The organism is Variovorax sp. OK212 (genome assembly GCF_900112425.1).
Classification (GTDB): domain Bacteria; phylum Pseudomonadota; class Gammaproteobacteria; order Burkholderiales; family Burkholderiaceae_C; genus Variovorax.
Genome location: NZ_FOLP01000002.1, coordinates 490257 through 514872, shown reverse-complemented (window position 1 = coordinate 514872; position 24616 = coordinate 490257). Strand labels below are relative to the sequence as shown.

23 protein-coding genes are annotated in these 24616 nt (G+C 68.3%); 8 read left to right on the top strand and 15 right to left on the bottom strand.

From position 1 onward, the window contains the following. Positions 1 to 16: 16 nt before the first annotated feature. Positions 17 to 730, top strand: coding sequence for an SDR family oxidoreductase (locus BM004_RS08995; RefSeq protein WP_093128234.1), 714 nt, complete (start codon positions 17 to 19; stop codon positions 728 to 730). Positions 731 to 820: 90 nt separating this feature from the next. Here BM004_RS08995 and BM004_RS08990 read toward each other — a convergent pair whose 3' ends face one another. From BM004_RS08990 to BM004_RS08970, 5 genes are all read right to left on the bottom strand, one after another. Beyond that, positions 821 to 1132, bottom strand: coding sequence for a hypothetical protein (locus tag BM004_RS08990; protein WP_093212671.1), 312 nt, complete (start codon positions 1130 to 1132; stop codon positions 821 to 823). Between the two features lie 178 nt (positions 1133 to 1310). Beyond that, on the bottom strand, positions 1311 to 2048 hold the full coding sequence (locus tag BM004_RS08985) for an aldolase (protein ID WP_093212669.1): 738 nt from the start codon (positions 2046 to 2048) through the stop codon (positions 1311 to 1313). A gap of 28 nt (positions 2049 to 2076) precedes the next feature. Next, positions 2077 to 2718, bottom strand: a complete 642-nt coding sequence (locus BM004_RS08980; RefSeq protein WP_093212667.1) for a 2-dehydro-3-deoxy-6-phosphogalactonate aldolase — start codon at positions 2716 to 2718, stop codon at positions 2077 to 2079. A gap of 29 nt (positions 2719 to 2747) precedes the next feature. Then, positions 2748 to 3665 carry a 2-dehydro-3-deoxygalactonokinase gene (locus BM004_RS08975; protein WP_093128241.1) on the bottom strand — a complete coding sequence of 306 codons (918 nt, stop codon included), beginning with the start codon at positions 3663 to 3665 and terminating at the stop codon, positions 2748 to 2750. A gap of 1 nt (position 3666) precedes the next feature. Next, positions 3667 to 5403 (bottom strand): IlvD/Edd family dehydratase, encoded by a 1737-nt coding sequence (locus BM004_RS08970; protein WP_093128243.1) that lies wholly within the window; start codon positions 5401 to 5403, stop codon positions 3667 to 3669. 150 nt (positions 5404 to 5553) lie between these two features. Between BM004_RS08970 and BM004_RS08965 the strand changes: the two genes are divergently transcribed. The 5 genes from BM004_RS08965 (at position 5554) to BM004_RS08945 (ending at position 10747) form a co-directional block, all read left to right on the top strand. Next, positions 5554 to 6297 carry a FadR/GntR family transcriptional regulator gene (locus BM004_RS08965; RefSeq protein WP_093128244.1) on the top strand — a complete coding sequence of 248 codons (744 nt, stop codon included), beginning with the start codon at positions 5554 to 5556 and terminating at the stop codon, positions 6295 to 6297. Between the two features lie 115 nt (positions 6298 to 6412). After that, positions 6413 to 7795, top strand: coding sequence for an ABC transporter substrate-binding protein (locus BM004_RS08960; RefSeq protein WP_093128246.1), 1383 nt, complete (start codon positions 6413 to 6415; stop codon positions 7793 to 7795). A 37-nt stretch (positions 7796 to 7832) separates the two neighbouring features. Beyond that, positions 7833 to 8720 carry a carbohydrate ABC transporter permease gene (locus BM004_RS08955; RefSeq protein WP_093128248.1) on the top strand — a complete coding sequence of 296 codons (888 nt, stop codon included), beginning with the start codon at positions 7833 to 7835 and terminating at the stop codon, positions 8718 to 8720. A gap of 82 nt (positions 8721 to 8802) precedes the next feature. Beyond that, complete coding sequence (locus BM004_RS08950) at positions 8803 to 9654, top strand: carbohydrate ABC transporter permease (protein WP_093128250.1); 852 nt, start codon at positions 8803 to 8805, stop codon at positions 9652 to 9654. Positions 9655 to 9673: 19 nt separating this feature from the next. Beyond that, entirely contained in the window at positions 9674 to 10747 is a 1074-nt protein-coding gene (locus tag BM004_RS08945; RefSeq protein ID WP_093212665.1) for an ABC transporter ATP-binding protein, read from the top strand. Between the two features lie 167 nt (positions 10748 to 10914). Here BM004_RS08945 and BM004_RS08940 read toward each other — a convergent pair whose 3' ends face one another. Both BM004_RS08940 and BM004_RS08935 read right to left on the bottom strand, forming a co-directional pair. After that, complete coding sequence (locus BM004_RS08940) at positions 10915 to 11955, bottom strand: endonuclease/exonuclease/phosphatase family protein (RefSeq protein ID WP_093212663.1); 1041 nt, start codon at positions 11953 to 11955, stop codon at positions 10915 to 10917. 178 nt (positions 11956 to 12133) lie between these two features. Then, complete coding sequence (locus BM004_RS08935) at positions 12134 to 13966, bottom strand: DEAD/DEAH box helicase (protein WP_093212661.1); 1833 nt, start codon at positions 13964 to 13966, stop codon at positions 12134 to 12136. A gap of 298 nt (positions 13967 to 14264) precedes the next feature. Here BM004_RS08935 and ettA point away from each other — a divergent pair, with 298 nt between their 5' ends. Next, positions 14265 to 15926, top strand: a complete 1662-nt coding sequence (gene ettA / locus BM004_RS08930; protein WP_093128258.1) for an energy-dependent translational throttle protein EttA — start codon at positions 14265 to 14267, stop codon at positions 15924 to 15926. Between the two features lie 4 nt (positions 15927 to 15930). Here the strand turns inward: ettA and BM004_RS08925 are convergent, their stop codons facing one another. The 5 genes from BM004_RS08925 to BM004_RS08905 are packed head-to-tail and all read right to left on the bottom strand — an operon-like array spanning position 15931 to position 21088. Next, complete coding sequence (locus BM004_RS08925) at positions 15931 to 16392, bottom strand: carboxymuconolactone decarboxylase family protein (protein ID WP_093212659.1); 462 nt, start codon at positions 16390 to 16392, stop codon at positions 15931 to 15933. After that, complete coding sequence (locus BM004_RS08920; protein ID WP_093128262.1) at positions 16310 to 16807, bottom strand: MerR family transcriptional regulator; 498 nt, start codon at positions 16805 to 16807, stop codon at positions 16310 to 16312. The genes BM004_RS08925 and BM004_RS08920 overlap by 83 nt, the downstream gene beginning before the upstream one ends. 51 nt (positions 16808 to 16858) lie before the next feature. Continuing rightward, positions 16859 to 18655: an aminodeoxychorismate synthase component I gene (pabB, locus tag BM004_RS08915; RefSeq protein WP_093212657.1), complete on the bottom strand. Its 1797-nt coding sequence runs from the start codon at positions 18653 to 18655 to the stop codon at positions 16859 to 16861. Continuing rightward, positions 18645 to 20036, bottom strand: a complete 1392-nt coding sequence (locus BM004_RS08910; protein WP_093128266.1) for a TAXI family TRAP transporter solute-binding subunit — start codon at positions 20034 to 20036, stop codon at positions 18645 to 18647. Before BM004_RS08910 ends, pabB begins: the two co-directional genes overlap by 11 nt. Positions 20037 to 20047: 11 nt before the next feature. After that, entirely contained in the window at positions 20048 to 21088 is a 1041-nt protein-coding gene (locus BM004_RS08905) for a P1 family peptidase (protein ID WP_093212655.1), read from the bottom strand. 40 nt (positions 21089 to 21128) lie between these two features. Here BM004_RS08905 and BM004_RS08900 point away from each other — a divergent pair, with 40 nt between their 5' ends. Then, entirely contained in the window at positions 21129 to 22409 is a 1281-nt protein-coding gene (locus BM004_RS08900; protein WP_093212653.1) for an NAD(P)/FAD-dependent oxidoreductase, read from the top strand. Here BM004_RS08900 and BM004_RS08895 read toward each other — a convergent pair. The 3 genes from BM004_RS08895 to BM004_RS08885 are packed head-to-tail and all read right to left on the bottom strand — an operon-like array spanning position 22402 to position 24616. Next, positions 22402 to 22692 carry a copper-binding protein gene (locus BM004_RS08895; RefSeq protein WP_093212651.1) on the bottom strand — a complete coding sequence of 97 codons (291 nt, stop codon included), beginning with the start codon at positions 22690 to 22692 and terminating at the stop codon, positions 22402 to 22404. The two genes, BM004_RS08900 and BM004_RS08895, sit on opposite strands and share 8 nt — an antisense overlap. Before the next feature lie 33 nt (positions 22693 to 22725). Beyond that, positions 22726 to 23181 carry a DUF411 domain-containing protein gene (locus BM004_RS08890; protein WP_093212649.1) on the bottom strand — a complete coding sequence of 152 codons (456 nt, stop codon included), beginning with the start codon at positions 23179 to 23181 and terminating at the stop codon, positions 22726 to 22728. A 13-nt stretch (positions 23182 to 23194) separates the two neighbouring features. After that, positions 23195 to 24616: a multicopper oxidase family protein gene (locus BM004_RS08885; RefSeq protein WP_093212647.1), complete on the bottom strand. Its 1422-nt coding sequence runs from the start codon at positions 24614 to 24616 to the stop codon at positions 23195 to 23197.

Here is a 24616-nt window from a genome sequence, read left to right as displayed (position 1 = left end):
CAACGAAAGGCGCGTCATGAAAATCAAGGATTCGGTCGTCTTCATCACCGGTGCCAACCGCGGCCTCGGCCTTGCCTTTGCCAAGGCGGCGCTGGCCGCCGGCGCGCGCAAGGTCTACGGCGCGGCGCGCGACCCGAAGAGCATCACGCTGCCCGGCGTGACGCCGGTGGCGCTCGACGTGACGCAGCCCGCGCAGATCGAGGCGGCGGTACGCGACTGCGGCGACGTCACGCTGCTGATCAACAACGCCGGCATCTCGCGCGGGTCGAGCTTTCTCGGCTCGCCCGACGCGGTGGCCGCCGCGCGCGCCGAATTCGAAACCAATTTCTTCGGCCCCTGGGCGCTCACGCAGGCTTTCGCGCCCGTGCTGAAGGCCAACGGCGGCGGGGCGGTGGTGAATGCGCTGTCGGCCCTGAGCTGGACCACCTTCCCGGGCGTGGCGACCTACAGCGCGACCAAGTCGGCCGCCTGGTCGCTGAGCAATGGCCTGCGCAACGAACTGGCGGGGCAGGGCACGCAGGTCACGAGCCTGCACATGGCCCTGATGGACACCGACATGGCCGCGCACCTGCCCGGCGACAAGGTATCGCCCGACAGCGTGGCCCGCCAGGCGCTCGAAGGCGTGGAAGCGGGCAAGGTCGAGGTGCTGGCCGACGAGGTCTCGCGGCAGCTCAAGCAGGGGCTGTCGAGCGCGACGCCGCCTTATGCGGGGTCGCCCGAGGCGGCCTGAGCCCACGGCCGGGCTCGCGACAGCCTGAAACAAGAACCCGGGCGCGTGGCCCGGGTCGTTGTCGTCTCGATCAATAGTGATCGATGAAGATCAATAGCGGTACGGATTGTTCGGCCGGCGGTCGTAGCGGTTGGGCACGCCGTCGCCGTCGTTGTCGCGGCGGCCATGGCGGCGGCCGTCGTCCCAGCGGCGGTCGCGGTAGTAGCGGTCGCCGTGGTAGTTGCGCGGCGGACCGTAGTAGCGCGGCGGCGGCGGCGCGTAGTAGCGGCGCGGCGGCGGAGGCGGTACCACGTACACCTGTGCCTGGATGAACGAGCCGCCCGTCTGGGCCTGGGCTGGTGCGCTCAGTGCGGCCAGCGAAAGCAGGGCCGCGGCGCCGAATGCAAAAGTAAGCTTTTTCACTTGATCCCCCGGTATTGGTTGGAAGCCTCATCCTCGCGCCCTTGTGTGAAGCCTTTGTAAGGCTGGAGCGAAATCGGATGAAGAGCTGTAAGCCCGTGCGCGGGCATGCCCGGATCCTAAAGGCTGCGGCGCCCGCGGCGCGCCTGGCGGGGCGCGCCATTGGTTGTAGGCCGTTGGCTCAGCCGCGTGGCGGCGGCAGCATGCGGCGCAGGGCTTCGAAGAACAGGTCGGACTGCTCGCGCTCGCCCTGGATCTGCGCCGCCACATGCGCGGCCAGCTTGGCGTCGACCGGCACCAGCGGGCGCCCGGTCGACTGCGCGATCACCTGGTGCAGGCACGCGCGCTCCAGGTAGTAGAGGTCGTCGTAGGCATGCGCGATGGTGCCGCCCGCCACGATCACGCCGTGGTTCGCGAGGAAGGCCACGTCCTTGCCGGTCATGGCGCGGGCAATGCGCTCGCCCTCGGCGTCGTCCAGCGCCAGGCCGTTGTATTCGGCGTCGATGGCGATGCGGTTCATGTAGCGCATCGCGTTCTGGCTCGCGCTCGGGTCGAGCGCACGGTCGACCGTGAGCGTGAGCGCCGTGGCGTAGGGCATGTGGCAGTGCAGCACGACGGCGTGGCCCGTGAGCCGGTGCACCGCGCCGTGGATGAACAGCGCGGTCGGCTCGACGCGGTGGCGCCCGGCCAGCACCTCGCCGTGCACGTCGATCAGCACGATGTCGTCGGGGCCGATCTCGCTCCAGTGCAGCCCGCGCGGGTTGATGAGGTAGCGGTCCTGCGCGCCCGGCAGCATCACGCTGAAATGGTTGCACACACCTTCGGACAGCCCGTGGTGGGCGGCCGCGCGCAGTGCGAGCGCAAGGTCTTCGCGCAGCTTGCGCACGGCCGGGCTGGCGTATTCGGAATCGGCGGACATCGTGGGGTTCTCCGTTGTTCTTGCGGGCTCAGGCCAGCGTCGTGCCGGTCCAGGCCGAGATGAATTTCTTCGCGTCTTCGCGCACCGCGCCGGCCGTCTTGCCGGGCTTGTAGAGGGCGGAGCCGATGCCGAAGCCCGCGGCACCCGCCGCGCGCCATTCGGCCATGTTCATCGGCGTGATGCCACCCACGGGCATCACCGGCGTGCCGGCGGGCAGCACCGCCAGCAGCGCCTTCACCACGGCGGGCGAGGCCAGCTCGGCGGGGAACAGCTTGAGCCCGGTGGCGCCCGACGCGAGCGCGCCGAAGGCCTCGGTGGGCGTCATGACGCCCGGCAGGCAGACCAGGCCGAGCCGCGCGGCTTCGGCGACCACTTCGGCGTTGTAGTTGGGCGAGACGATGAGTTCGCCGCCAGCGGCATGCACGTCGCGCACCTGCTGCGCGCCGAGCACCGTGCCCGCGCCGACCAGCGCCTGCGGAAAGCGCTGGCGCATCAGCGCGATGCTCTCCAGCGGCTGTGGCGAGTTGAGCGGCACTTCGAGCAGGCGGAAGCCGGGCTCGACGATGGCGTCGCCCACGTCGGCGGCTTCGGCGGGCGCGAGGCCGCGCAGGATGGCCACCAGGGGCAGCTCGCGCATCGCTGCGCTGAATTTTTCGAGGGGTGTGGTCATGCGGGGCTGATACGGGGCTGGTGCGGGATTTAGGTTGGGCTTGCGCGTCTGTCGGTGTCGAGAAAGCCCGACAGCGCGTGCAGTCCGGCCCAGGTGGCTTCGGCGCCCAGCGTGCGCGTGGCGACGCCGGTGGCGCGCAGGGCGAGCGTGTAGCGCTGGGTGAGGGCGGACGAGCCGATCAGCACCACCTCGCCGACGGCCTGCAGCGACTGCATGCGCAGCTCGTCGCCGATGAGCAGGCCCGAAAGATAGCTCGCGAGCTCTTCCTTCGGCATGCGCTCGAACAGCGCCAGCGTGCGCGTGCCGAAGGCGTTGTGCAGCAGGCCGTGGCCGTTCTCGGAGCGCGTCACGCCTTCGAGGAAGGCGGCTTCGTCCAGCGGCGCGGCCGCGTCCAGCGTGCGCGCCAGGATCGAGTGCTGGCTCAGCAGCGCATAGAACTCGCCCGTCATGTAGGTGCGAAAGCCCGCGACGCGGCCCTTCTTCACCGTGACCCACTTGTTGTGCGTGCCGGGCAGCACGAAAACGCCGTCGTCCATGCCGGTGATCGACATGGCGCCGAAGATCTGAACCTCTTCGCCGCGCATCACGTCGGGCACGCCGTCGTGCTCGTCGCTCAGGCCCGGCACGATCGCGATGCGCGCGCCGGGAATGGCGTCGATGTCGATGATCCTGCGGCCCACTTCCACGCGGCCCGCGGGGCAGGCGCAGTACGGCGCCTCGACCCAGCCCTGCTTGCTGCCGGCCATGCCGGAGATCAGGCAGCGTGCGCCCTGCAGGCGCATCCAGTCGCCGAACAGCGTGTCGAAGACGGCGGGAAAGCCGCCTTCGGGCACCGTGAGGATGCCGCGCGCATCGCTGCGCTCTTCCAGCACCTTGCCGTCAGCGTCCAGCAGCGCGCCGCGCAGTGAACTCGTGCCCCAGTCGATGGCTACCAGTCTTGTCGTCATCTCAGTGATTGTCGCGCGGCACGAATGCCCCGCGGCGGCCGCGCAGGAAGGCCAGGTCGGCCCCCTGGTCCGCCTGCAGCACCGTGTCGACGTACAGCTTCCAGTAACCCGAGTCGAGCGGGGCCGGCGGCGCGACCCACTTCTCGCGGCGCTTGGCCAGTTCCTCGTCGCTCACATGCAGGTGCAGCTTGCGGTTGGGCACGTCGAGCTCGACGATGTCGCCGTCCTGCACCAGGGCCAGCGGGCCGCCGGCCGCGGCCTCGGGCGCGGTGTGCAGCACCACGGTGCCGTAGGCGGTGCCGCTCATGCGCGCGTCGCTGATGCGCACCATGTCCGTGATGCCCTTGCGCAGCACCTTCGGCGGCAGCGGCATGTTGCCGGCCTCGGCCATGCCGGGGTAGCCCTTGGGGCCGCAGTTCTTCAGCACCATGATGCAGTGCTCGTCGATGTCGAGGTTCTCGTCGTCGATGCGCTTGTGCAGGTCTTCGGCGCTCTCGAACACCACCGCGCGGCCCTTGTGCACCAGCAGCTCGGGCGTGGCCGCGCTGGGCTTGATGATGGCGCCGTTGGGCGCGAGGTTGCCGCGCAGCACGCAGATGCCGGCCTTCTCCTTGAAGGGCTCGGCCAGCGTGCGGATGACCTGCGGGCCATAGTTCTCGGCGTCCTTCACGTTCTCCCAGACACTCTGGCCGGTGACCGTGAGGATGTCCTTGTGCAGGTGCTCGGCGATCTCCTTGATCACCACCGGCAGGCCGCCCGCATAGCAGAAGTCTTCCATCAGGTACTGGCCCGAGGGTTGCAGGTTGACCAGGCAGGGCAGCTCGGCGGCCAGGCGGTCGAAGTCGTCGAGCGTGAGGTCCACGCCCATGCGGCCCGCGATGGCCAGCAGGTGGATCACGAAGTTGGTCGAGCCGCCGATGGCCGCGTTGACCTTGATCGCGTTCTCGATGGCCTGGCGCGTGAGGATCTTCGACATGTTCATGTCCTCGTGCACCATGCCGACGATGCGCCGGCCCGCCTGGCGCGCCAGCACGTTGCGGCGGCCGTCGACGGCGGGGTAGGCCGCATTGCCCGGCAGGCCGATGCCCAGCGACTCGACCATGCTGGCCATGGTGCTCGCGGTGCCCATCGTCATGCAGTGGCCGTGGCTGCGGTGCATGCAGCTCTCGGCCTCGAAGAAGTCCTGCAGCTTCAGCGTGCCGGCGCGCACCTGCTCGCTCATCTGCCACACGCCGGTGCCCGAGCCCAGCTCCTGTCCGCGCCACTTGCCCGAGAGCATCGGGCCGCCCGACACGCCGATGGTCGGCAGGTCGACGCTGGCCGCGCCCATCATCAGTGCGGGGGTGGTCTTGTCGCAGCCCATGAGCAGCACCACGCCGTCCAGCGGGTTGCCGCGAATGCTCTCCTCGACGTCCATGCTCGCGAGGTTGCGGTACAGCATGGCGGTGGGGCGCAGCAGCGTCTCGCCGAGCGACATCACCGGGAACTCGAGCGGGAAGCCGCCCGCTTCGTACACGCCGATCTTCACCTGCTCCGCGAGCGTGCGGAAGTGCGAGTTGCAGGGCGTCAGTTCGCTGAAGGTGTTGCAGATGCCGATGACCGGGCGACCGTCGAACTGGTCGTGCGGCACGCCCTTGCCTTTCATCCAGCTGCGGTAGATGAAGCCGTCTCGGTCGTGGCGTCCGAACCATTGCTGGCTGCGCAGTTCACCGGGTTTTTTCTTGGGAGGAATGCTCATGGGTATGTCTCCGAATTGTTGCTTTTAAGGGCCCAAACCTCAGGGTTTGTCCTGCCGGAAAATCGATTTCAATCATCATATGATAAGCGCGATCAACACGCCGGAGCCTTAGTGTTTTCGAGCGTCGCGATACCAGAAATCACATCTCACATGATCAAGAACATCCACGGTCGCACGCTCGAGCTGCTCGGTGAAGCCGTGGTGGCGGGGCGCTATGCGATCGGTGCGTCGATCCCCGCGGAGCCCATCCTCGGCGAGGAACTCGGCGTGAGCCGCACGGTGGTGCGCGAGGCCATCAAGTCCCTGGTGGCCAAGGGCCTGATCGTCACCGGGCCGAAGGTCGGCACGCGCGTGCTGCCCAAGGACAAGTGGAACTGGTTCGACCCCGACGTCATCACCTGGCAGGCACGCGCCGGCCTCACGCCCGAGTTCCTGCGCGACCTGCAGGACCTGCGCCGCGTGGTCGAGCCTGCGGCGGTGCGGCTCGCGGCGGAGCGCGCCACCCAGAAGGACATCGACGAAATCGAAAGTGCCTTCGCCGGCATGAAGGAGGCCGTGGAGAACGGCGGCGACTACGTCACCTTCGACCTGCGCTTTCACAACGGCCTGTTGAGCGCGGCGGGCAACCGCATGATTTCGCAGATGAGCAAGGTGCTCAACGCGCTGCTGCGCACCAGCTTCGAGATTTCCACCACCAAGCCCGACGGCCCCGCGCTCTCGCTGCCGCTGCACCGCGCGGTGCTCGACGCGGTGATTGCGCACGACCCGTCGAAGGCCGAGCTCGCGATCATCCGGCTCATCGACGGCGCGCGCCAGGACATCGAGGACGTGCTCGGTTCCAGGCGCCGCCTGCCACGCCTGAGCAGGCCGCCGCCAAGGCTCAAGGCCAGCTAGGCGCGGCGGCGTCGCCCAGGCCGTCTACGCGTTTGTCCGCAGTTCGCATCCGGTTCTTTCACCCTACGCTCGCGCCCCGAGCAAATTCCACCCAAGAAGAGAAGGAGACAAAACCATGAAACTCGCCAAATCGCTCATTGCGCCGACCCTGGTCGCGCTGGGCCTGATCGCGTCAGGCAACGCCTTCGCGCAGGAAAAGCTCACCGTCTGGTGGGTCAAGGGCTTCTACAAGGCGGAGGACGACGCGCTGTTCGCCGCCATCAAGAAGTTCGAGGAAAAGCACAAGGACGTGAAGGTCGAGCTGTCGCAGTACCCGGTGCAGGACATGATCCCCAAGACCGTGTCCGCGCTCGACTCGGGCAGCCCGCCCGACGTGGCCTACGCCGACGTGTACGACTTCCAGGTCACCGGCAAGTGGGCCTTCGACGGCAAGCTCGAGGACATCGGCAGCGTGCTCACGCCCATGAAGGACCGCTTCGCGACCAACACGATCGAGACCACCTTCCTCTACAACGACCAGACGAAGAAGAAGGCCTACTACGCCTTCCCGATCAAGCAGCAGACGATGCACATCGAGTACTGGATCGACATGCTCGCCGAGGCCGGCTTCAAGGAGTCGGACATCCCCACCACGTGGAAAGAGTACTGGCCCTTCTGGTGCGAGAAGGTGCAACCCGCGAGCCGCCAGAAGAGCGGCAAGCGCACCTTCGGCATCGGCATGCCCATGGGCGTGGACTCGAGCGACGCCTTCTATTCGTTCCTGACGTTCATGGACGCGTACAACGTCAAGCTGGTCGACGACAACGGCAAGCTGCTGGTCGACGACCCGAAGGTGCGCACCGGCCTGATCGCCGCCATGACCGACTACACCAAGCCCTACCTCACGGGCTGCACGCCGCCTTCGTCCACCAGCTGGAAGGACCCGGACAACAACGTCGCCTTCCACAACAAGACGACCGTGATGACGCACAACGCGACCATCTCGCTGCCGGCCAAGTGGCTCGACGACTCGAACAACGCAACGCTCACCGCCGAGCAGCGTGAAGAAGCGCGCAAGAACTACACCGAGCGCATCCGCACGGCCGGTTTCCCGAGCAAGCCCGACGGCGGCAAGATGGTCTACCGCACGGCCGTGAAGACCGGCGTGGTGTTCAAGGACGGCAAGAACAAGGCGCGCGCCAAGGAGTTCGTGTCCTTCCTGCTGCAGGAGGAAAACCTCACGCCGTACGTCGAGGGTTCGCTGGGCCGCTGGTTCCCGGTCACCAAGGCCGGACAGGCCAGCCCGTTCTGGCAGGCCGACTCGCACCGCAAGTCGGTGTTCAACCAGTACGCCGCCGGCACCGTGACCTTCGAGTTCACCAAGAACTACCGCTTCACCGTGATCAACAACGAGAACGTCTGGGCCAAGGCCATGAGCCGCGTCGTGACCGACAAGGTGCCGGTGGACAAGGCCGTGGACGAGATGATCGCGCGCATCAAGACGGTGGCGGCGCAGTAAGCGCGGCGAGCCCCACGAACGCACAGCAGCCGACGCCATGAGCTCGACCGTGACCGTCTCCGACGCCGCCGCGACCACCGCGGCACCTGTCGCCAACCTGGGTGCGCGCCACGCGCGCTGGCAGTTCTGGGGCGCGGTGATGGTCGTGCCCTACCTGCTGGTGTTCGTGGTGTTCGTCCTGTACCCGGTGGGCTACGGGCTCTGGCTCGCCCGCCATCCGCAAAGCTACGTGAAGCTGGTCGAAGACCCGATCTTCTTCCGCTCCGTGATCAACACGGCCGTGTTCCTGGTCGTGGCGATCAACATCAAGATGCTCGTGGCCCTCGTGCTCTCGGGCTTCTTCGTGACCTCGCGCTGGTGGATCAAGATCATCTCGGCGATCTTCATCCTGCCGTGGGCGATGCCTTCGATCCCGACCATCCTGTCGTTCCGCTTCATGCTGAACCCGGAGTGGGGCGTGATCAACACCACCATCTTCCGCCTGACCGGCGCCGATGGTCCCAATTGGCTCAACGACCCGACCCTCGCGCTGGGCTTCGCGATGCTGGTGCACGTGTGGAAGTCGCTGCCGTTCTGGACGCTGATCCTGGTGGCGGGGCGGCTGGCCATTCCGGGCGAGCAGTACGAGGCCGCCTCGGTCGACGGCGCCACCTCGTGGCAGAAGTTCCGCTTCGTGAGCTGGCCGGCACTGAAGACGCTGTACGTCACCTCGCTCATTCTGTCGATGATCTGGACGCTGGGCGACTTCAACAGCGTGTACCTGCTCACCGGCGGCGGACCCGCCGACCTGACGCACGTGCTCGCCACGCTGGGCATCCGCTACCTGCGCCTCGACCAGGTCGACCTGTCGATGGCATCCATCGTGGTGGCCATGCCGCTCGTGCTGCCGCTCGTGTACTTCATGATGAAGAGGCTGTCGAAATGAGCCCCCACGTTCATCACTTCGTGTATTCACTGCCTCCCCAGGGGGCGCTCGCCTCCCTGGAGGCGGCTCGTCGGAGGGCGATATGACGCGCTGGACCCCCAAGGCCGTGCTGACCGAGGCCAAGCTGCTGCTCATCGGCATCCCGGTGCTGCTGTGGACGCTGATTCCGGTCTATCACATGGCGCTGTTCGCGTTCTCGAGCAAGGACTCCGCCACCAGCGGCCACCTGTGGCCCACGCACCCGACGCTGAACAACTTCGCGACGGTCTTCTACCAGAAGCATTTCTACCTGAGCCACTTCTGGGTGCAGCTGGGCAACTCGCTGGTCATTGCGCTGTCGGTCGGTGTGCTGACGCTGTTCGTGGCCACCACCGCGGCGTTCGCCATCAGCCGGCTGCGCGTGCGCGGCGGGCGCACGGTGATGAACCTGGCGCTGTTCACGTACTTCATTCCGGCCGCCTTCCTGGCCGTGCCCATGTACAAGACGATGGGCAACTACGGGCTGCTCAACAGCCAGTGGGCGCTGATATTGGCGATGGTGACCATCGCCTCGCCGTACTGCATCTGGGTGCTGAAGCAGGCCTCCGACAAGCTGCCCTACGAGCTCGACGAAGCCGCGCGCATGGACGGCGCCTCGCCGTTGCAGCTGTTTCGCCTCGTGTACCTGCCGCTGATGGTGCCTTCTCTGGTGGCCGTGGGCACCTACTCGCTGCTGCTGGCGTGGAACGAGTACCTCTATGCCTTCCTGCTGCTGTCGAACGACAGGAGCGTGACGCTGGCGGTGGCGCTCGGCAACTTCCTGTCGGCCGACGATTCGCCATGGGAGTTGCTGATGGCCACCGGCCTGATCTACGCGTTGCCTCCGGCGGCGATCTATTACGCCTTCAAACGCTACATGGTCGGCGGCCTCACGGCCGGTGCCGTGAAGAGCTGAGCGAAAACAGGATTAAAAAATGGCTTCCGTCTCCTTTCGCAATATCCAGAAATCCTTCGGCAAGGTCCAGATCATCAAGGGCCTGGGCTTCGACATCACCGACGGCGAATTCGTCGTGCTGGTCGGCCCGTCGGGCTGCGGCAAGTCGACGCTGCTGCGCATGCTGGCCGGCCTGGAGGACATCAGCGGTGGCGAGATCGTCATCGACGGCCGCGTGGTCAACGACCTCGAGTCGAAGGACCGCGACATCGCCATGGTGTTCCAGAGCTACGCGCTCTACCCGCACATGACGGTGGGCGAGAACATGGGCTTCAGCCTGCGCCTGCGCAACGCCGAGAAGTCGGTGACCGACGAGCGCGTGTCGCGCGCCGCGAAGATCCTGAACCTCGACCCGCTGCTGGGCCGCTACCCGCGCGAACTCTCGGGCGGCCAGCGCCAGCGCGTGGCCATGGGCCGCGCCATCGTGCGCGACCCGAAGGTGTTCCTGTTCGACGAGCCGCTGTCCAACCTCGACGCCAAGCTGCGCGTGGCCATGCGCGCCGAGATCAAGGCGCTGCACCAGCGCCTGAAGACCACCACCGTGTACGTGACGCACGACCAGATCGAGGCCATGACCATGGCCGACCGCATCGTCGTGATGCACGACGGCATCGTCGAGCAGATCGGCACGCCGCTGGACCTGTACGACCGCCCCGACAACCTGTTCGTGGCGCAGTTCATCGGCTCGCCGTCGATGAACGTGATCGAAGGCACCGTGCGGCGCGCGGGCGGCGAGTGCTGGGTCGAATCGCAGGGTGCGCGCTGGCCCGTGCCGGTGGCCACTTCGGCGCCCGACGGCCAGCCGGTGCACTACGGCATTCGCCCCGGCGACATGACGCTCGGCGGCGGCTCGAACGGCGTGGACGCCAAGGTGATCGTGGTCGAGCCCACGGGCGCGGAGACCGAACTGCTGGTGCAGGTGGGCGAGGCCAAGCTGGTGCTGGCGGTGCACGGCCGCGTCGATGCACGGCCCGACGAGACCGTGCGGCTGGCCATCGAGGCCGAGAGCGTGCACCTGTTCGACCGGCAGACCGGCAAGCGCATGGGCCGCTGAAGCGGGCCGGGCACAGGGCACGGCGCGCGGCCTTGTCTTGCGCCTTCCCCTCACGGGGGAAGGTTGGGATGGGGGCTGACGGCGCTTGCAATGTCGCTGCGTCTCATCGACGGCCGCGTGCCCCCACCCCAATCCTCGCCCGGAAGGGGAGGAAGAAATGCAGAGCCTCAGTCCGTGCGCAGCCGCAGCAGCGCGCGCACGAAGCCGTGGTCGGAGCGCGAGCGGTCGCGCCCTTCGTGCAGGTGGTCGTTGAAGTAGTCGACGCGCCGCACGTCGCCCAGGCTGTGGCGGCTGCCGGCGACGAATTCCTCGCTCACCAGGATCTGGTCGAGCACGTCCGGAAAGCCCTGGTGGATGTGCGAGTACGCCACGTCCTTCTTGAGCGCCGACTCGCCCTGCATCTCGTAGGCGTTGAACAGCGCCACGTCGCGCGCGGCCTTGTCGTAGGCCACCTCGGAGGTGGCCGCCACGAGCTGCGTGGTCACGCTGTGCGGGTTGTCGTTGAAGTCGCCCATCACCACCAGCGGCACGTTGGTGCCCTGCAGCAGGTCGATCACGATGCAGCGCAGGGCGGCGGCCTCGGCGCCGCGCATGAGCAGCGAACGCAGCGACGCCATCACGCCCACCTTGCGGTCGTCGCGGTCTTCCAGGTGGTTGCCCTGCGCGTCCTGCAGGAACTTCGGCCGCTTGGACTTCAGGTGCGCCGTGAGCACGTGCACCGGCTGGCCGTGCTTCATGCGCACGGTGACCAGCATCGGCGGCCGTTCGAAGCGCGTGTGCGGGCCCAGTCCGGGCACGTCGACGCCGAAGGCCGGCGGAAATTCGGCGAAGGAGCGCACGTCGTCCACCTTCAGTCGCGTGGCGATGCCCACGCGCGGCGTGCCTTGCGCGCCGGGCCTGTTTGGCGTGCTCGGCGGGCTGCCGGGCAGCGGCTTGTTCTCGGCGCCCGGCACCGAGACGAAGTCGTAGCGCAGCCCGCTGCGCGCAATGGCGTCCTTGAGCGCTGCCTCGTCCCACACCTCCTGCACCGCCAGCACGTCGGCGTTGAGCGCGTGGAAGCGCTCGCCGGTCCAGTCGATCTTTCGTTCGTACTCGCGCTCGGTGTAGGCGTCCTGGTTCTCGTAGTACACGCGGTTGGGGTTCGCGAGGTTCAGGAGGTTGCAGGTGGCTACGAAGAGGGTCGCGTAGTTGGGTGGGATGTATTGCATGGCTTGACAATTGTGTCTTGCCGCGCCGGGCGGGAGTGGCGATCTTTCGTTTGCGATTCCTCGAGGCGTGCCGCAGGGTTGGCGGCGGCCTGGCAAGGGCAGCGGCAACAGCTGCCAACGAAAAAGGGCACCGAGGTGCCCTTTTGTCTTTCAAGCAGGTGTGAGCCTGCCGTGGGTGTCAGCGACCGAACGAACGGCCACCACCACCGCCGCCCGAGCGGCCACCGCCACCACCGCCACCACCGCCGCCGTAGCCGCCGCCACCACCCGAACGGCCACCGCCGCCCGAACGGTTGCCGCCGTAGCCGCCACCACCGCCGCCGCCACCCGGGCGGCCGCGACCGCGTCCGCCACCCATGTGGTCGACGCTCGTGCGCAACGGATCCGGCTGGCCTGCTGCGCCGCCCGCGACCGCTTCGGCGCGCAGGTGTGCGACCTGGTTGGCCTGTGTCGGGCTGTGGCTGTTGCCGTGATGGCGCGGTTGGCGCTCATCGTGCGGCTGGTGGGCCTGTTGCTGGTGCGGTGCATGGTGCGGCGTGCGTGCCGGACCTTGCGGACCGCGGCCTTGCGGGGCGCGGGCGCCCGGACCGCGCGGGCCTTGACCCTGGCCCTGGCCGCCACCGTTGGCGCTGCGGCCTTGACCGCCGCCCTGGCCCTGGCCGCCGCCGCGGCGTTGACCGCCACCGCCGCCACCACCACCACCGCCGTTGCCGCCACCCTGGCCGGCCTTGTTCTCGCGGATGCGCGACAGCATCTCGGTGCGGGCGGCCTTGGCGGCCGCCTGCATCACGTCGCGGCTCGGCGGACGGCCGGCGCCGCCCCAGATCGTCTGGCGACCCATGGCGATCGGCTCGGCGCGTTCGCCGTCTTCAGGACCGAAGCCCTCGACGATCTGCACGGGAATCGTCTGCTTGGTGAAGCGTTCGATTTCCTGCATGAAGCCTTCTTCGTCCAGGCACACGAAGCTCACGGCCTCGCCGCTCGAACCGGCACGGCCGGTGCGGCCGATGCGGTGGACGTAGTCTTCGCTGACGTTCGGGATCTCGTAGTTCACGACGTGCGGCAGCTCGTCGATGTCGATGCCGCGCGCGGCGATGTCGGTGGCCACCAGCGCGCGGATGTCGCCGCTCTTGAAGCCGGCCAGCGCCTGCGTGCGGGCGCTCTGGCTCTTGTTGCCGTGCAGCGCCATGGCTTCGATGCCGTTCTTGGTGAGGAACTCGGCCACGCTGTTGGCGCCGAACTTGGTGCGCGTGAACACGAGCACCTGGCTCCACTTGTTCTCGTTGATGATGTGCGCGAGCAGCGCCTTCTTCTTGCCGCGGCCCACGGGGTGGATCACCTGGGTGATGCGCTGCACGGTGGTGTTGCGCGGCGTGACCTGGATGCTTTGCGGGTTCTTCAGCAGCGTGGCGGCGAGGTCGCGGATTTCGTCGCTGAAGGTGGCCGAGAACAGCAGGCTCTGCTTTTCCTTGGGCACCAGGGCCAGGATCTTCTTCACGTCGTGAATGAAGCCCATGTCCAGCATGCGGTCGGCTTCGTCCAGGATCAGCATCTGCACCTGGCTCAGGTCCAGCATGCCTTGCTGTTGCAGGTCGAGCAGGCGTCCGGGGGTGGCCACGAGGATGTCGACACCCTTCTTGAGCTTGCTGATCTGCGGGTTCATGCCGACACCGCCGAAGATCACGGTCGAGTCGAGCTGCAGGTACTTGCCGTACGTGCGAACCGATTCCTCGACCTGCGCGGCGAGTTCGCGCGTGGGGGTCAGCACGAGGGCGCGGATGCCGACGCCGCCGAACTTGTTGGTGGCGCTGCGGCTCATGGTGAGCTTGTGCAGCATCGGCAGCGTGAAGGCGGCCGTCTTGCCGGTGCCGGTCTGTGCGCCGCCCAGCAGGTCATGACCTTCGAGCACCGCGGGGATGGCTTGCGCCTGGATGGGGGTGGGGGAGTCGTAGCCGTGCTCGTGCACAGCCTTCAAGATGGCGGGAGCCAGCTTCAGTTCATCAAAATTCATTGGAAACAATAAGCGCCATACACGGCGCAGTGGCATCGGCCCGCCAGGCGTCTTTGGCGACGCCGAGCCAGTCAAGGCAGATGAAGGTCAGGGGTGGGAGCCGGAAAGTCCGCCCTTGCAACAGGGTGAATCGGACCTTTCTTCGTCCCCGGCAGAGAGCCGGTGCTGCGGGCAACTGGACCCGGCAACGGTCGCTATTGTCGCATGAGTCGATAATCGGTGGTTTGCCGCGCCCGAAAGCCTCTTTCTGGCGACCGCGCTTTTCCCCGATCTCCGTACCCAAGGTAACTTTCCACACATGGCTCAATACGTCTATTCGATGAACCGTGTCAGCAAGACCGTGCCGCCCAAGCGGCAGCTCTTGAAGGACATTTCGCTTTCGTTTTTCCCCGGCGCCAAGATTGGCGTGCTCGGCCTCAACGGCTCGGGCAAGTCCACCCTGCTGAAGATCATGGCCGGCGTGGACAAGGAGTTCGAGGGCGAGGCGCTGCCCATGCCGGGCATGACCATCGGCTACCTCGAGCAGGAGCCCAAGCTCAACAACGAGCACACGGTTCGCGAATCGGTCGAAGAGTCCATGGGCGCGGTGTTTGCGGCCAAGGCGCGTCTTGAAGAGGTCTACATCGCCTACGGCGCCGAAGACGCCGACTTCGACGCGCTGGCCGCCGAGCAGGCCCAGCTCGAAGCCGTCATCGCCACCGCCGGCACCGATTCCGAGCACCAGCTCGAAATCGCCGCCGATGCGCTGCGCCTGCCGCCATGGGACGCGAAGATCGGCCTGCTGTCGGGCGGCGAGAAGCGGCGCGTGGCCCTGTGCCGCCTGCTGCTGTCCAAGCCCGACATGCTGCTGCTCGACGAGCCGACCAACCACTTGGACGCCGAATCGGTCGAATGGCTCGAAGTGTTCCTGCAGCGCTTCACGGGCACCGTGGTGGCCATCACCCACGATCGCTACTTCCTGGACAACGCCGCCGAGTGGATCCTGGAAATGGACCGCGGTCGCGGCATTCCATGGAAGGGCAACTACAGCACCTGGCTCGAGCAGAAGGGCGAACGCCTGGCGCAGGAGCAGAAGAGCGAAGAAGCCCATGCCAAGGCCCTGAAGAAGGAACTCGAGTGGTCGCGCCAGAACCCGAAGGCTCGCCAGGCGAAGAGCAAGTCGCGCCTGGCCCGCTTCGAAGAGCTGAGCGACATGGAATACCAGAAGCGCAACGAAACGCAGGAAATCTTCATTCCCGTGGCCGAGCGGCTGGGCCAGCAGGTGTTCGAGTTCCACGGCGTGAGCAAGTCCTTCGGCGACCGCATGCTGATCGACAACCTGAGCTTCACGGTGCCGCCGGGCGCGATCGTCGGCATCATCGGCCCGAACGGCGCCGGCAAGTCGACGCTGTTCAAGCTGCTCGCGGGCAAGGAACAGCCGGACGCCGGCAGCGTGGTCATCGGCTCGACCGTCAAGGCGGCTTTCGTCGACCAGCACCGCGACGAGCTCGCCAACCAGAAGACCGTGTGGGAAGACATCTCGAACGGACTGGACATCATCAACGTCGGCAAGTTCCAGATGGCCAGCCGTGCGTACGCGGGCCGCTTCAACTTCAACGGTGCGGACCAGCAGAAGAAGGTCGGCACGCTGTCGGGCGGCGAGCGCGGCCGTCTGCACCTGGCCAAGACCCTGATCGCCGGCGGCAACGTGCTGATGCTCGATGAACCGTCGAACGACCTGGACGTGGAAACCTTGCGCGCACTGGAAGACGCGCTGCTCGAGTTCGCCGGCACGGTCATGGTGATCAGCCATGACCGCTGGTTCCTCGACCGTATCGCCACGCACATCCTGGCCGCCGAAGGCGACAGCCAGTGGACCTTCTTCGACGGCAACTACCAGGAGTACGAAGCCGACAAGAAGAAGCGCCTGGGCGAAGAAGGCGCCAAGCCCAAGCGCATGCGCTACAAGGCCCTGAAGTAAAGCTTCAAGCCGCTTCGGCGGCTTCGGCAAGAGCGCGCGGTTCCGCAAGGGGCCGCGCGCTTTTTTCATCGTCCGCCGCAAACACCTCGCGGGCCGCGGCAATGCCGTTGAGCGCCGCCGGAAAGCCCGCGTACACCGCCATCTGCATGACGATCTCGATCACCTCGGTGCGCGTCACGCCGACGTTCAGCGCGCCCTGGATGTGCACCTTCAACTGCGGCGCCGCATTGCCCATGGCCGTGAGCGCGGCCACCACCGCGATCTCGCGCGAGCGCAGGTCCAGGCCCGGGCGCGAGTAGACGTCGCCGAACGGAAACTCGATCAGCAGGCGCGCGAAGTCGGGCGCGATGTCGGCCAGGCTCTCGACGACCTTGACGCCGCCTTCACCGTCGATTTCCTGCAGCTTGGCCAGTCCGCGCGCGTAGCGCTCGTTGGCCGTGTGGCCGGGGTTCTGTGTGTTCGTCATCGCTTGTCTTTCCTTCCGGGGCTGTGCCCGACAAAGGAGGACGCCGTTTCGTCTTCTCGACCTTGCGGTAGTGATCGATCTTGAGCGACAGCGCCTGCATCGATTGCTGCAGCGCCGCCACCCGGGCCTGAACATCGGCGAGATGCTGCTCGAGCATCTCGCGCCGTTCGCCGACGCTGGCGTCCCCCTGGCTTCGAAGCCTGGCGAAGGCCTGCATGCCCTGGATGGGCATGCCGGTCTCGCGCAGGCGCAACAGGAAAGCCAGCCATTCCATGTCGGCGCCCGCATAGCGGCGCTGACCGCCCGGTGCACGCGGCACCGCGGCGATCAGCCCGATGCGCTCGTAGTAGCGCAGCGTGTAGGCCGTGAGGCCCGTGCGCTCGGCGACTTCCGCGATGGTCAGGCTGGTTTCCATGGCGTTGATTCTCGAAATTAGAGCGCGCTCCAAGTCAAGCGCTTTGTCGAACTATTTGGAAGGCAGGTGCAGGTCGGCATCGATCCAGCCGCGCAGGCTGTTCACGAAGGCCAGGGCCTGCACGCGGGGCAGATCGTCCACCCGCACGACGGCTTCTGCAAGCTCGCCGCTGTGCAGGCGTCTGGCGCGGCCGATGCCGCCGAGCAGGCCGCAGCGCAACGGCGGCGTGACCCAGCGGCCGTCGAGCCGCAGCGCGATGTTGCCGCGCGTGCATTCGGTGAGCTCGCCGCGGGGGTTCCACAGCAGCGTGTCGAACACGCCCGGCTCGATGGGCGCGAAGGCGTCGTAGTGGGCGCGTCGCGTGGTCTTGAAGCGGGTGAAGTCGCTGTGGGCTTCATCGAATGCGTGGGAGGCCAATTGGAGCTTCACGCGCGCGGGCGGTGGTTCCATCGTGAAGGCTTCGGCACGGGGCTCGCCGTGCACGTCGAGCAACAGGCGAACGCGCCACATGCCGGTGGCGTGCTGTTCCTTCAACCGGTCGAGGCACGCGACGACAGGCGCTTCGTTCCACATGCGGCCGAAATGCGCCGCCGCGCTCGCCATGCGCGCGAGGTGCGCAGGTGCATCGCGCAATTCACCGTCCACCAGCGCCAGCGTTTCGAGCAGGTCGAACGCGGGTTCCGCGGGCCGCGTTGCTTGGCCCAGAAAGGCCCGCTTGTGCCGCCATTCGTCCCACTCGGCATCGGCCTGCGCATCGGCCGTGATGCCGCTGCCGATGCCGCAGCGCGCTTCGCCGCCGCGCAGCGTCACCGTGCGAATCGGCACGTTGAAGGTCGCATGCCCGCCGGGCCGCACCATGCCCACCGCGCCGCAGTACACGCCGCGCGCCTCGGGCTCCAGCTCGCGGATCATGCGCATCGCGCCGACCTTCGGCGCGCCGGTGATCGAGCCGCAGGGAAACAGCGCCGCGAACACATCGGCCAGCGTGGTGTCGCCGCGCACCAGGGCCTCGACATCCGAGGTCATCTGCCACACGGTCGGCAGCGCCTCGGTGTGGAACAGGTGCGGCACGCGCACCGAGAAGGGCTGGGCGATGCGCGAGAGGTCGTTGCGGATCAGGTCCACGATCATCACGTTCTCCGCGCGCTCCTTCGGCACCGTGCGCAGCCGCTGCGCCTGCGCCTCGTCTTCGGCCGGTGTCGCGCCGCGCGGCGCCGTGCCCTTCATCGGCCGCGTCAGGATGCGCTCGCCCTGCCAGTCGAAGAACAGCTCGGGCGACACCGACAGCACCTGCTCGCCGCCGGTGTCGATGAAGGCGGTGTAGCCGTCGGGCTGCGCCTGCTGCAGTGCCAGGAACAGGGCCTGCGCATCGCCCTGGAAGCGCGCATGCAACGCGGCGGTGTAGTTGAGCTGGTAGAGCTCGCCGTTCGCGATCGCGCGGTGAATGGCTTGCACGTGCCGGCCGAAGTCGGCGCGCGAGAGCGTGGCTTGCCAGTCGGGCGCAGGGGGCCGCGATGCGGTGGCCGGCATTGGCGGCCATGGCAGCGCCTCGTCGTGCACGCCGAACCAGGCCAGGGGCCCATCGTTGCCCGCGTGCACCGTGAACGCCGGGTCGAAGGCCGCGGCGGCCTCGTAGCGCAGGTAGCCGACGCACCAGCGGCCTTCGCGCGACGCCGCTTCCACGGCCTCCAGCACCGGCTTCACCTCGGCCGCCGTGTGTGCCGCCAGCACGCGCGCAGGCGCACCGAAAGCCAGCCTCAGCCGCTGCGCAACACCAGCATCCCTTGCTCGCGGTTCGGCGAAATCGATCAGCGCACGCAAGGCAGGCGTCGCGCCGTCACGCCGCATCGTTGGCTGCGTTCGCCGGCTCGCTGCCCGCCGGCGCGTTGCGCGCCAGCACCCGCTTGCGCACGGCATAGATGTTGTTGCGCAGCGCGTACAGCTCGTCCGCGTACGACAGCGGCACCGCCACCTTGTTGACCGTGCGGTCGAGCTGGTCGAGGTCGTCGAGCAGGGCCTTCTGCTCGCTCTCCTTCACCTCGGTGCGGGCGTCGACCTTCGTCTCGATGTCGCGCAGCCGCGCATACCAGCGGAACACGCGGCGGCGCACGCGGAACTGGTACAGCGGCGGCACCACGCGGCTCAGCGGCAGCATCAACACCAGCAGGCCGCCCAGCACCAGCCACATGCGCTCGATGAGGTTGCTGGCCCAGAACGGCATGTAGCGCTTCCACACCGGCGGCGTGCCGTTGATGGCGCGGTCGCCCTCGGGGCTCACGGGCAGCTCGCTGGTGCGCGTGTTCGGAAAGTCGCGCGCCCGGTTGAACCAGCCCGCGCCGCTGTGCACCGACTGCGCCGTTTCCGCGAACAGCTGGCGCAGGGCCGGGTGGGTCTCGTCGCGCGACAGCAGCGAGGTGGTGGCCGCGAGCAGCGTCACGTCGTGCGGCGGCAGGTCTTTCGACAGGTCGACCACGCCGCGCGGCAGCGTCACGGCCGACAGGAACGGAAAGCGCCGCGAGTAGGCATCGGCCTGGCCGAAGTCCATCAGCTTGATGTCGTCCGAGCGCAGCAGGCGCTGCACCTGCGGCGACTGCGGCGCCGACGACAGCACGATCACGTCGAGCAGCCCGGCCTCCAGCGCGCCCACCGCCGCGCCCTGCTCGAGGTTCGACAGCAGCAGGTCGTCGGGCCCGAGCTTGTTGGCCTTGAACAGCCGATCCATGATCTCGGGCAGTCCGCTGCCCTGCAGGTCGACGTTCACGCGCAGGCCGCGCAGCTGCGTGAGCGAGCCCAGCGTGCCGGTCTTGCGGTCGATCTTCTGCGCGGTGTCGGCGCGGTAGAACAGCCAGATCGGCTCGTAGAACAGGCTGCCCAGCGAGTTGAGGCCGGCCTCTTCGTCGGCCTTGGGGTCGGCGCTGCCGCCGCGCACGAAGCCCACGTCGGCGCCGCCGCTGCGCAGCAGCTGCAGGTTCTCGGTCGAGCCCGAGGTGGCCTTCAGCTCGACCTCGATGCCGGTGTGCTTGAGCGCTTCCGCATAGCGCTTGCCGAACTGCGCGTAGGCGCTGCCCGTGGGGCCGGTGGCCAGCGTCACGTGCTTGGGCGGCTGCGGCTGCAGGTACCAGTAGGCCGCGATCAGCAGGCCGATGACGATGAACACGATCGGCCCGGCCGAGGCAATCAGGTCCCGGATCGACAGCAGGATCAGCTTGAGCGTCTTGGGCATGGCCATGGTGTGTGCTTTCAGCCTCGCGGCGCTTCGAGGTCGCCCACGCAGGGAATGTGCAGCTCGCCCACCGTCACCGTGCGCGCCGCATGCACCGCGCGCAGCGTGGCAATGGCCACCGCCTCGGCCGCCATGGTGCTGAGCACCGTCATGCCGGGCGCGTTGCCTTCGAGCGGCACGCGGCCGGTGGCCAGCGCGAACAGCGTGTCGCCGTCGCTCATGGTGTGCACCGGGTTGATGGCGCGCGCCAGGCCGTCGTGCGCCACGGTGGCGAGCCGGTTGGCCTGTACCTTGGTCAGCACCGCGTCGGTGGCGATCACGCCGATGGTGGTGTTGGTGCCCGCCAGCAGCGGCTTGGGCAGCTCGCCGCGCAGCAGCGCGCGGCGCGTGTCGAGCAGGGCCTTGCCGTCTTCGGTGCGCGCGCCGGCCACGGGCTGGCCGGTGTTGTGGTCGATCACGTCGCCCAGCGAGTTCACGGCAATCAGCGCGCCCACCGTGACACCGCCGACCGTGACTGACGCGGTGCCGATGCCGCCCTTCATCGCGCGGTGCACGCCGAACAGCTTGCCCACCAGCGCGCCGGCGCCCGCGCCCACATTGCCTTCGGCGGGCGCCGCGGTGCTCGCGGCCTGGCAGGCGGCATAGCCGGCGGCGGCGTCGGGGCGGATGCGCGCGTCGCCCATCGGCAGGTCGAACAGCACGGCGGCCGGCACGATGGGCAGGGTGCCGAAGCGCACGTCCATGCCGATGTCGCGCTCTTCCATCCAGCGCATCGCGCCTTCGGCCGCCGCCAGGCCCCAGGCGCTGCCGCCCGCGAGCATCACGGCATGCACCTGCTGCACGAGGTTGCCGGGCGCGAGCAGGTCGGTCTCGCGCGTGCCGGGCGCCGCGCCGCGAACGTCCACGCCGCCCACGGCGCCGTCGCGCGCCATGATCACGGTGCAGCCGGTGGGGCGGCGGGTGTCGCAGAAGTGGCCGACCTCGATGCCGGCGACGTCGGTGATGGAGCCGGAACCGGCGCCAGGGGAAAGGTGGGATGAATGAGAGGGGGCGGACATGGCGGCCGATTATGGGACCGCACCCTCTACGATCTGCGGCATGACAGTTGCAAGAAGTTTCTCGGCCGGCGACACGCGCCGCCACGTGGTCGTCATCGGCGCGGGTGCCGTGGGCAGCGCCACCGCCGTCGAGGCGCTGCGCGCGGGCCTGCGCGTGACGGTGGTGGAGCCCGGCGAGCCGGGCGGCCCGCAGGCCACGAGCTACGGCAATGCGGGCTGGTTGTCGTCGCACTCCGTGGTGCCGCCCGCGTTGCCCGGCGCGTGGCGCAAGGTGCCCGGCTGGCTGGCCGACCCGCTCGGTCCGCTGGCCTTGCGCTGGCGTTACCTGCCGCGCGCCACGCCGTGGCTGCTGCGCTACCTGGCCTCCGGCTGGACCGAGGCGCGTGTGCAGCGCACGGCCGATGCGCCCGCGTTGCATGCCCAGCTGGCGGCCGAGGCCGGCGTGCCGCAGCTCATCGAGCAGCGCGGGCTGCTGCATGCCTACCGCTCGCGCGAGGAGTTCGAAGGCGACGCGCTGGGCTGGCGCGTGCGCGGGCGCGTCGGCATCCGGTGGGAGGAGTGGAACGACGACGAGCTGCGCCGCCGCGAGCCCGACCTCCACGCGCGCTACACGCTCGGCATCTTCGTGCCCGAGGCCGGGCATTGCCGCAACCCTGGCGCCTATGTCGCCGCACTGGCGCGGCACGCGCGCGATGCCGGCGCCGAGCGCATCGCAGCCCGCGCGACCGGTTTTCGCATCGAAGGCGGCCGGCTGCGCGCCGTGCGCACCGAAGCCGGAGAGATCGCCTGCGACGCCGCGGCCGTCTGCGCCGGCGCGCGTTCAGGCCCGCTGGCGGCGGCCGCCGGTTCGCCGGTGCCGCTGGAGTCGGAGCGCGGCTACCACGTGGTCGTCGAAGACGCCACCGCCGGCCCGCGCACGCCGACCATGGTGGCCGACGGCAAGCTCATCGCGCACTGGATGGACGGCGGCCTGCGCGCGGCCGGGCAGGTCGAGATCGGCGGGCTCGAGGCGGCACCCGACTGGCGCCGCGCGGAGATCCTGCACCGGCATCTGCAATCGATGTTTCCCGGGCTTGCGACAGTGGCGCCTAGCGTGCCTTCGCCTTCGGTCAAGCATTGGCTGGGCCACCGTCCGAGCATGCCCGATGGCTTGCCCTGCATCGGCCCGGCCGCCGCCAGCGCGGACATCGTGCTGGCTTTCGGGCATGGCCATGTGGGCCTGTGCGGTTCGGCGCGCACGGGGCGCGTGGCCGCGCAGTTGCTGGCCGGTGCGACGCCCGAAATAGCGACGACGCCGTTCGACCCGCGGCGCTTCAGTTGACGGGAGCGATCGACAGCACCGTCAACGCCCCATCGACCTTGTCCGCCGTGAACTGCACCTTGTCCCCCGGCTTCACCTGCGTGAGCAGCGCCGGGTCCTTCACGCGGAAGACCATCGTCATGCCGCTCATGTCGAGGTTGGGAATGTCGCCGTGCTTCAGCGTGATCTTCTTGGCGTCGGTGTCGACCTTGCGGACCTCGCCTTCGATGGATGGCAAGGCGGCCTGCGCGAACGCGGCGGCCGAGAGCAGGGCGGTGGAGAGGGCGATGGCGAGCTTTTTCATGGATGATTTCCTTGGGTCGGGTTGCGGGTTGATTCAGCGATAGCTCTGGTAGACGCGGGTGCTGCCGTCGGCCAGCACGAGCAGCACGTCGTACGGGTCGCGCTGGTCGCCGTAGGCCGGGCCGTCCATGCCGGGTGAGCCGACCGGCATGCCCGGCACGGCGAGGCCCACGGCCTTGGGCTTTTCCTTGAGCAGGCGCTGCAGCTCGCGCGCGGGCACGTGGCCCTCGATGGCATAGCCGCCGACAAGGCCGGTGTGGCACGAGCCCAGCTTGGCCGGCATGCCGAGCCGGGTGCGCGCGGCGCCGTTGCCCTCGTCGTGCACGCGCGTGGCGAAGCCGTTCTTGTTGAGGTGCTTCACCCAGTCCTGGCAGCAGCCGCAGTTCGGGTCTTTCCAGATCTCGACCATCGGCGCGGCGGCCAGCGCCGCGGTGGTGAATGGGGCGAGGGGCAGGCCGGCGGCCAGCGCCAGCAGGGTTCTTCTTTGCATGTCGATGTTCTCCTCAGTGGTTGTGGGCGCCGTGCCCGGAGGGCTTGCGCACGGTGGCGTCGGTGGTGCCAGGGTGGTTGCGGGTGTCGCGGGTGTCGTTCGCCGATGGCACGGGCGCGCTGCGCGTGGCCGGCGGCACATTCGCCGCGCTGGCGTTCGGCACCTCGCGCGCCACCGTGCCAGGCGGGTGCTTGAACCAGCCCGGGTCGCGGTAGTCGCCGGGCTTCTGGTCGCGCCGCACCTTCAGCAGCGTGAACATGCCGCCCATCTCGGCCGAGCCGAAGGGGCCGGTGCCGGTCATCATGGGCAGCGTGTTGTCGGGAATGGGCATCTCCATCCCGCCCATGTCGGCCATGCCCTTGTCGCCCATCACCATGTAGTCGGGCACGAGCTTCCTGATCTTCTCGGCCACGCCCTTGTGGTCGACGCCGATCATGGTGGGCACCTCGTGGCCCATCGGGCCCATGGTGTGGTGCGCCTTGTGGCAGTGCAGCGACCAGTCGCCTTCCTCGTCGGCAATGAACTCCATCTGCCGCATCTGGCCCACCGCCACGTCCACCGACACCTCGGGCCAGCGCGCGGTGCGCGGCACGGGGCCGCCGTCGGTGCCGGTCACCTCGAACTCGTGGCCGTGGATGTGAATGGGGTGGTTGGTCATCGTGAGGTTGCCCACGCGGATGCGCACGCGGTCGCCCTTGCGCACGTTGAGCGTGTCGATGGCCGGGAACACGCGGCTGTTGAAGCTCCAGATGTTGAAGTCGGTCATGGTGTTGACCTTGGGCGTGGCGCTGCCGGGCTCCACGTCGAAGCTGCCGAGCAGGAAGCAGAAGTCGCGCTGCACCGGCTCGATCAGCGGGTGGCTCGCCTTCGGGTGCGTCACCCAGAAGCCCATCATCCCCATGGCCATCTGCACCATCTCGTCGGCATGCGGGTGGTACATGAAGGTGCCGGGCCGCCGCGCGGTGAACTCGTAGACGAAGGTCTTGCCCGGCGGAATGTGCGGCTGCGTGATGCCGCCCACGCCGTCCATGCCGTTGGGCAGGCGCTGGCCGTGCCAGTGCACGGTGGTGTGCTCGGGCAGCCGGTTGGTGACGAAGATGCGCACGCGGTCGCCCTCGACCACCTCGATGGTCGGGCCGGGCGACTGGCCGTTGTAGCCCCACATGTTGACCTTGAAGCCGGGCGCCATCTCGCGCACCACCGGTTCGGCGACGAGGTGGAATTCCTTGACGCCGGCGTTCATGCGCCAGGGCAGCGTCCAGCCGTTGAGCGTGACCACGGGGTTGTAGGGGCGGCCGTTGGGTGGTGCGAGCGGCGGGGCCGTCGCGGCCGAGCCTTGCGAGATGGGCTCGGGCAGCGCGGCCATCGACACGCGGCTCACCGTGGTGGCGGCCACGGCCGTGGCTGCGCCCGCGAAGAAGTTGCGGCGGTTCAT

Excerpts from the sequence above, each read along its gene's own strand:
- BM004_RS08995 (WP_093128234.1), top strand. The coding sequence starts at position 17 with ATGAAAATCAAGGATTCGGTCGTCTTCATCACCGGTGCCAACCGCGGC.
- BM004_RS08985 (WP_093212669.1), bottom strand. The coding sequence starts at position 2,048 with ATGTCCGCCGATTCCGAATACGCCAGCCCGGCCGTGCGCAAGCTGCGC.
- BM004_RS08980 (WP_093212667.1), bottom strand. The coding sequence starts at position 2,718 with ATGACCACACCCCTCGAAAAATTCAGCGCAGCGATGCGCGAGCTGCCC.
- BM004_RS08975 (WP_093128241.1), bottom strand. The coding sequence starts at position 3,665 with ATGACGACAAGACTGGTAGCCATCGACTGGGGCACGAGTTCACTGCGC.
- BM004_RS08970 (WP_093128243.1), bottom strand. The coding sequence starts at position 5,403 with ATGAGCATTCCTCCCAAGAAAAAACCCGGTGAACTGCGCAGCCAGCAA.
- BM004_RS08965 (WP_093128244.1), top strand. The coding sequence starts at position 5,554 with ATGATCAAGAACATCCACGGTCGCACGCTCGAGCTGCTCGGTGAAGCC.
- BM004_RS08960 (WP_093128246.1), top strand. The coding sequence starts at position 6,413 with ATGAAACTCGCCAAATCGCTCATTGCGCCGACCCTGGTCGCGCTGGGC.
- BM004_RS08955 (WP_093128248.1), top strand. The coding sequence starts at position 7,833 with ATGAGCTCGACCGTGACCGTCTCCGACGCCGCCGCGACCACCGCGGCA.
- BM004_RS08950 (WP_093128250.1), top strand. The coding sequence starts at position 8,803 with ATGACGCGCTGGACCCCCAAGGCCGTGCTGACCGAGGCCAAGCTGCTG.
- BM004_RS08945 (WP_093212665.1), top strand. The coding sequence starts at position 9,674 with ATGGCTTCCGTCTCCTTTCGCAATATCCAGAAATCCTTCGGCAAGGTC.
- BM004_RS08940 (WP_093212663.1), bottom strand. The coding sequence starts at position 11,955 with ATGCAATACATCCCACCCAACTACGCGACCCTCTTCGTAGCCACCTGC.
- BM004_RS08935 (WP_093212661.1), bottom strand. The coding sequence starts at position 13,966 with ATGAATTTTGATGAACTGAAGCTGGCTCCCGCCATCTTGAAGGCTGTG.
- ettA (WP_093128258.1), top strand. The coding sequence starts at position 14,265 with ATGGCTCAATACGTCTATTCGATGAACCGTGTCAGCAAGACCGTGCCG.
- BM004_RS08925 (WP_093212659.1), bottom strand. The coding sequence starts at position 16,392 with ATGACGAACACACAGAACCCCGGCCACACGGCCAACGAGCGCTACGCG.
- BM004_RS08920 (WP_093128262.1), bottom strand. The coding sequence starts at position 16,807 with ATGGAAACCAGCCTGACCATCGCGGAAGTCGCCGAGCGCACGGGCCTC.
- pabB (WP_093212657.1), bottom strand. The coding sequence starts at position 18,655 with ATGCGGCGTGACGGCGCGACGCCTGCCTTGCGTGCGCTGATCGATTTC.
- BM004_RS08910 (WP_093128266.1), bottom strand. The coding sequence starts at position 20,036 with ATGGCCATGCCCAAGACGCTCAAGCTGATCCTGCTGTCGATCCGGGAC.
- BM004_RS08905 (WP_093212655.1), bottom strand. The coding sequence starts at position 21,088 with ATGTCCGCCCCCTCTCATTCATCCCACCTTTCCCCTGGCGCCGGTTCC.
- BM004_RS08900 (WP_093212653.1), top strand. The coding sequence starts at position 21,129 with ATGACAGTTGCAAGAAGTTTCTCGGCCGGCGACACGCGCCGCCACGTG.
- BM004_RS08895 (WP_093212651.1), bottom strand. The coding sequence starts at position 22,692 with ATGAAAAAGCTCGCCATCGCCCTCTCCACCGCCCTGCTCTCGGCCGCC.
- BM004_RS08890 (WP_093212649.1), bottom strand. The coding sequence starts at position 23,181 with ATGCAAAGAAGAACCCTGCTGGCGCTGGCCGCCGGCCTGCCCCTCGCC.
- BM004_RS08885 (WP_093212647.1), bottom strand. The coding sequence starts at position 24,616 with ATGAACCGCCGCAACTTCTTCGCGGGCGCAGCCACGGCCGTGGCCGCC.